This is a genomic window from Methanoculleus methanifontis (assembly GCF_030464365.1).
In the GTDB taxonomy this organism is placed as follows: domain Archaea; phylum Halobacteriota; class Methanomicrobia; order Methanomicrobiales; family Methanoculleaceae; genus Methanoculleus; species Methanoculleus methanifontis.
In genome coordinates this window covers 22,364-28,363 of record NZ_VCYI01000023.1, presented here as the reverse complement: position 1 = coordinate 28,363, position 6,000 = coordinate 22,364, and the positions used below count along the sequence as shown (strand labels likewise).

Sequence of the window (6,000 nt, the reverse complement as noted above, 5' to 3'; positions counted from 1 at the left end):
CGGTTCTTCAGCTGGATTGAAGCATTTAAGAAGATTACTCCCAGATATGAACGCTATGAGACCTCATTCATGGGACTGATTCACCTGGCATGCAGCGTCATGATTGCGAGAGTATTGGGATGACCTCGTTTGTTAGTTACCGGCCGAGCGGGAAGGGGAAACGGGATTACTACTTCAAAGGATATGCCTTCAAAGACGAGAGCCCATACAAGATTGAGGGTGAAGAGCAGACATCCATAAGTTAACACAACTTTACTTTTTTCCAGAGCCCGATCAATGAAATTATAGATGTGATTTACTTTTCGTGGAGTTAACGATGGTTTGTTGATTCGGTCCGGGTAGTCCGGGCAAAAAAAATATCATTACGTGGTTTGTCAAAGGGGTTGACAGAATAAAAAAGAAATAATTTTTTGCCCGGACTACCCGGACCACCCTACATCAACCAGGGATCCCCCTGATCGCCCAGCCTCGACGGGTGACCCCCGGCAATCTTGGCGAGCTCTTTCTTGGTGTCCACTGCTTGTTTGTCAGAAATCTGACAAACACGATTCTCTGTCGTCCTTAACTGGTTCTCCTTCGCCTTCTTCGAGATCACGTCTTTCATCATCGGACTCCCACCAGGCCCACCCCCGGCGAACCCGGAAATAAGCGAGGAAAACGCCGTATTCCGGTATGGTTTATAAAAAACATAACAACCTATTGCCTTCTAATAGTATGGCCGCCCCCATCGAACCCATCGGCGCCGACTCCGAGATCACGATCCAGGCCCGGCAACAGCAGCAGCGGGCGCAGCAGAGTTACACCGTCATGCAGCAGCGCCAGCAGCAGCAACTGCAGCAGCAGCGCCGGCAGGAACAGATCCGCAAACTCCAGGTCGAAGCGGCCGCCCGGCGGCAGCGGGCCGAAAAGGATCGGTTGATGGGATGGGGCGCGGACGTCAAAGGGGCAATCGACGCCCCCAAAACCCCGATGCTCGCCGAACGGATCACGGGCATGCGACCCCGGGACGGCAGCGCCCCGAGGGGCGAATCTCTCGCCGAGAACGTGGCTGCCGAGGAGGAGCGGCGTTCCGTCGAGTTCATGAGCGGCGAGGCCCGTCGGGCGGTCGAGGAAGAGCACTCGATCGCTCAGGCCCGGGCGACCAGGGCATACCACATGTCGCTCCAGGCGATGGCGCAACAGGCAGCGGAGCGCCGCGCGGCATTCGAGGAGTACAAAAAGTATTCCGAGGATTACGCCGAAGCCGCCCGACGTACTGACGTGACTTACTCGGACTACCTCAAGGCGTTCAAGGCCGGCGAGACCACGCAGGGCTACGACGAGTGGAAACAGCCCTACATTCAGCAGGAGCTCTTCAACGTCCAGTACCCCGACATCGCAAACTCCCAGGCCGCCAGAGAAGAGAAGGCGATCAAACGCGCGAACGAGATCGGGCAGGCCCTTGCCGAAGCGCAGATCATCGCTCAAACCGTCGCCAGGGAAGGATACACTGGAGCAACCGCTAAGTATGGCCGCGATCCCCAGGAGCTGATCGCAGAACAGAAGGCACGGGCGGCGGCTGCGCAGACCTCACTACAACAGAATTTCAACATCCTCCCGGACCCCCGGCACCAGGAGTATTTTAAAGAAGTCTCAGACTTCGCCGCACGGCAGAGGGGCGTAGTATCCTTAAAAGACTCCCTCACGGATCAGACTGGATTCAGGATCGGCAGAGCTGAGATGTCCCTTAAAACATCTGACTACCCTGCACCGCCAAGCAGCACCCCACTCTATGATGCTGCCGTCAAAACAGGGCTCGTCACCGCACCAGTAGTCGGCGGCACAGAGAAGATCCAGGCCGTCGGCAGCGGATGGATAGAGGAGAACCGCGCCGCCACTCACCGAGTAATAGATCAAATATTCCCCGACAACGGGATCCCTAAAACCGTTGCCGGCGGGATGGCAGAGATCGGTACCGGAGGATGGCGCGCCCTTCTAGGAATACAGAGCATGGGATTAGCCGTTCCCGCCGCCGAGTACGCCGCCCGGCACCCTCAAGAGTTTTTCGCAGCCCTCGCCCCCGGAACGGCAAAATACGCAACGGACCTCGCAACTCACGCAACCCAGCACCCCCTACAGTTTGGCGGAGAACTCGCGGCGGGAGCACTCGTCTTCCACGGCGGCGCAAAAGTTACGGGCCGCGTCACGGCCCCGATCACCTCCCGTATCACGGAGTTTGGGATCCGGGTCCGCACACCCTCTCAACATCGCCCCGCCATAGGAGCTATCAGCGACATAGGCCGGAACGTTCCCGAGCTCCGGTCCACGATCGAGGCAGATCCCGACCTCTCTCAGATCTTAAACATCGGAAAAGCAGCCCCCGCCGTAGAAGAAGTGCTCACCAAACAGCCGCACACCATCTTTGGGAGCGCCACCCAGATCGGGCAGATGCCCGCAAAACGGATCCCCGCCACCCCGAAAGACCTCGACGTTTTCGTATCTAACCCCGAAGCGTTCAACCTCGAAATGACTTCACGACTCGGCCCCGAATACTCCATCGAGGGCAATGTCATTCGGCGCAGTGTCAAAGGCGGAAAGACTCCTCACGCCATCGATACCCATACGTTCCCCGAAGGCTATCCTATTAGTGGTCAATCAAAAACCAGGATCGTCTACCAGGAAGAGCAGGTAGCTCCAAACCTCCCCTTCGAGTTCATGCCGAAGGAAGTTCTCAGGGGTGGTAGACTCACGCAGGAGTACCTCTACACCCAGACACTCAGGAAAGCCACGTCAGTTATGGGAGAACCAGAAAGCCTCTTCCGGTGGAAGTTCGGCCCTCCCAAGCACCGGATGAAGGACATCCCGACCCTGATCGCGGACGCCGAATGGCTCGTCGAGTCGACGAAACAGCGGGTGCCGCAGATGAGGTTCATCGAGCGCATCATCGCCACCCGCAAGATCCGCAAGATCGAACGGGGCCTTGACGTACTACGGAAAGATCCTCTGGTAGTGGAAGCAATGGAGGCAGCTCCCGCCACTGACAGCACCCCCTCACTCACAGTATTCTCCCGAGCGCCCCAACCCCGGCAACCGCCAGCCGTCGCTCTCTCTCCCGGCTCACCATCCTTAACTGTGCGGAGCGGTCCCGCCGTGCCGGAATACTTTTCCAGCCGCCCACCTTCACGCCCGCCAACCTACCCCGCATCCCGGCCCCCGAGTTACCCCCGGGTTCAACCTCGCAGCAGACCGCCGGTCTACTCGAGATCAAGACCTCCGAGCTACCCCCCGGGTATCCCTCGCAGCAGGCCGCCAACCTACCCCGCATCCCGGCCCCCGAGCTACCCCCCGGGTATCCCTCGCAGCAGGCCGCCAACCTACCCCGCATCCCGGCCCCCGAGCTACCCCCCAGGTATCCCTCGCAGCAGGCCGCCGAGCCATCCCCCAAGCAGACCTCCGAGTTACCCGCCAGGTGTTCCCCCGACACCTCCACCGTCCCCGCCCCCGGGATTCTTTGGAACCTCGACCACCAGGCAGGGCCGCCGTCCATGGTACTACGACAAGTACCGCCGGCGGGAAGTGGTCGCCCCGATCGCCTCACCGTGGGAATTGCTAGGCGTGAAGGAACCCGCGTGGTTCAAAAAGGAGACAGCCAGGATCGCAACCTCGCGCCCGCAAAGAATATTCGTTGCCGATCAGCGCCGGATACCTGTAGCAAGTAAACAAGAAGCCGGATTACTTGAAGATATGTTCTCCGCAAAACGGCGGAAGAAAACACTCTTCTGGTGAAACGGACCCGCAAAAATATTTTTAGTCCGGGCGATAGTACAGGTTACGTTCCACCAAAAACTCACTGAAATTTGTTCTTGTGTAGGAGTTCCACCGTTCCCGGACCTGAAGAACGAATATCGGAGTACGGATCAAGTTTTCCGGTTTCAAGAGTTCTTTAGGCCCGCGCTCCTTTATCTCTAGTAACTCTTGAACGACAAGGCTCTCTCTTCGACCTAAGTTGAAATGCTTTAGGATCTCGGTACTAGTAACCCACGCCCGTTTTCTCTTGATGTACCGAAGGTATTGATAGACCAACTCAGGAAGATGATCGCGGATCTCCCTTCTCGCCTCTCGTGGTGTTGACTCCATACACTCTAATTATCCTAATGTACCAAAAATGTTACCTCGTAATAGACAATTCCGGTATCGATTTATCACTATAAGGGTGATTGTGGGCTATTCTTTACCACGACCCGCGGCACACGCCGCCCGAGCGACGACATGCCCCTTTGATCGATAGAGGGGGAGGGGGGGTAGGGTGCGGCGTAGGGGTGCATAAAAAAGGTATCAGTTCTATATACCTCTATATAGTCCAATACCCCAATATGCCGCACCGGTCGAGCACTATATTTGAATACTAGTATCTCCATACAGCCCTATAGTAAGGGATGTGAGTGTATTGGAACCGCAAAACCAGAACGAGCCAGGCAAGCAAACTAGCATCTGGGCCGAGGATCCCGAACTGTTTGATATGCAGGTGATAGCCTTGCTAATGTCTCTTGCAGAACGGGACGGCAAATCATTAGGTCCGAGTATGACAACGGCACTCTACCATGCCGCTCGCCGGCTATGGGAGTTCTGGAACGAGGACGAGGATGAAGGCGAGGAAGGCGCACCGCTCTCTATGTGTGAGGGTGACAGCAGCCCGACGCCCCGCCCGGTTGAAGAGCTCCCTGATACGGCGCTGATGTTCGGATAAGTGAGGTGCAAACATGGCCGCGACAAGAGCACAGCGCACTCCCTCAGGCCGCCGTAACTACGGCAGGAACTACGATCGAGGGATCGCAGGAGAGCGCCGAGCACAACGGGACTTACGCCGGGAAAAAAGTGTTGCCGCACGTCCGCCCCCCGCGCCGGATCCCACATATACCTCGATTGAACAACACCACGGAATACCGGGTGCGGGTGTTCCCGGCCCCGCCCCCCTCTTTTATATCCTGTCTGATATGTAAAACCTCTTTAACGTGGGAGAGGCACATAGAAGCGTTTTAAGCCCAGGTAAAATCTCACAGGATGAACCATATCGGAGCATATGAGATAATCGATTTTAGACAAGATATGAGGGTGCATTTTTGAGGGGGAGCGGTCCCACATGCGCGAGGGTGATCCGTGCCCTCCTGAAAATCAGCACTTCCTGAAAAATCAGTAATTCCTGAGATGGTCCCCGCGGTCGCAGTCCGCATTTTTAATATATTTCTATTTTTATAATAAAAATGGAGACGGCGTCGTCAGTATCACGTTTCTTTATTTCCGTAACAAGTGCAGATAAGTACCTTTTAATATCCCTTCATTATCAGTTATTAATAAGTTACCCTCTTACTTACTAGTGACCGGTAGGGATCGGTCAGAACTTTGTATACTCCTTATAGAAAGTTCTGGCAAAACTCGCATCGCATGTTGCACCCCGCAAAGAATATCGTTCCCGAACCGTTTCTCCCGACGAGTGGGGGCTCTTCACCGAAATGCGGGCTGTAACTCGATACCCTGGGCAGGAGGCCGGTCCGGCAGAACCCTTCCTCTTCCTCGATACGGTTCACGCGGCACTCCTGGGGACAGGCGACGCAGTCGCGGAGCACCTCGTGCGCTCGCCGTGCCCGCCCCTCCAGTTCACCGCTTCGGGATAGGCGCACGTATCCGGGTAGTTGTGTTCGCTCTGCTTCGGCCATGATTCCCCCTGGGTGTGAAGAAGAAGAAAGTTTGTCCTTCCAATGCTTGTGGAAGACCACTGTCGAGACGGATCTCAGGACCGCATCCCGGGGCGCACCTTCGGTGCTTCAATTCCTGCCCTTCGGCCAATCGTTCTCCGTGAGGGGCGACGAACGGCCCGCAGCAATGCCTATCAGGGAGATGATCTCGGCCGGGAAGGTAACAAACGGGCCGCTAATCTCCGAAATCCGGTCTCCCCGGCGCTTGCGGCGTTTTTATAGTTACTATAATCCACGCGGCACAAAACTCATAAACACTGATATCATT

Annotated in this window: 4 protein-coding genes; 2 read left to right on the top strand and 2 right to left on the bottom strand. The window is 56.3% G+C overall.

Annotation, left to right across the window (positions count from 1 at the left end; translation table 11 throughout):
- Window positions 1–433 precede the first annotated feature (433 nt).
- On the bottom strand, window positions 434–607 hold the full coding sequence (locus tag FGW20_RS12965) for a hypothetical protein (RefSeq protein WP_301678503.1): 174 nt from the start codon (window positions 605–607) through the stop codon (window positions 434–436).
- 107 nt (window positions 608–714) lie between these two features.
- Here FGW20_RS12965 and FGW20_RS12960 point away from each other — a divergent pair, with 107 nt between their 5' ends.
- Both FGW20_RS12960 and FGW20_RS12955 read left to right on the top strand, forming a co-directional pair.
- Window positions 715–3,765, top strand: a complete 3,051-nt coding sequence (locus tag FGW20_RS12960; protein ID WP_301678502.1) for a hypothetical protein — start codon at window positions 715–717, stop codon at window positions 3,763–3,765.
- Window positions 3,766–4,519: 754 nt separating this feature from the next.
- Window positions 4,520–4,726 carry a hypothetical protein gene (locus FGW20_RS12955; RefSeq protein WP_301678501.1) on the top strand — a complete coding sequence of 69 codons (207 nt, stop codon included), beginning with the start codon at window positions 4,520–4,522 and terminating at the stop codon, window positions 4,724–4,726.
- A 664-nt stretch (window positions 4,727–5,390) separates the two neighbouring features.
- Here FGW20_RS12955 and FGW20_RS12950 read toward each other — a convergent pair.
- Entirely contained in the window at window positions 5,391–5,693 is a 303-nt protein-coding gene (locus tag FGW20_RS12950; RefSeq protein ID WP_301678500.1) for a radical SAM protein, read from the bottom strand.
- Window positions 5,694–6,000 lie beyond the last annotated feature (307 nt).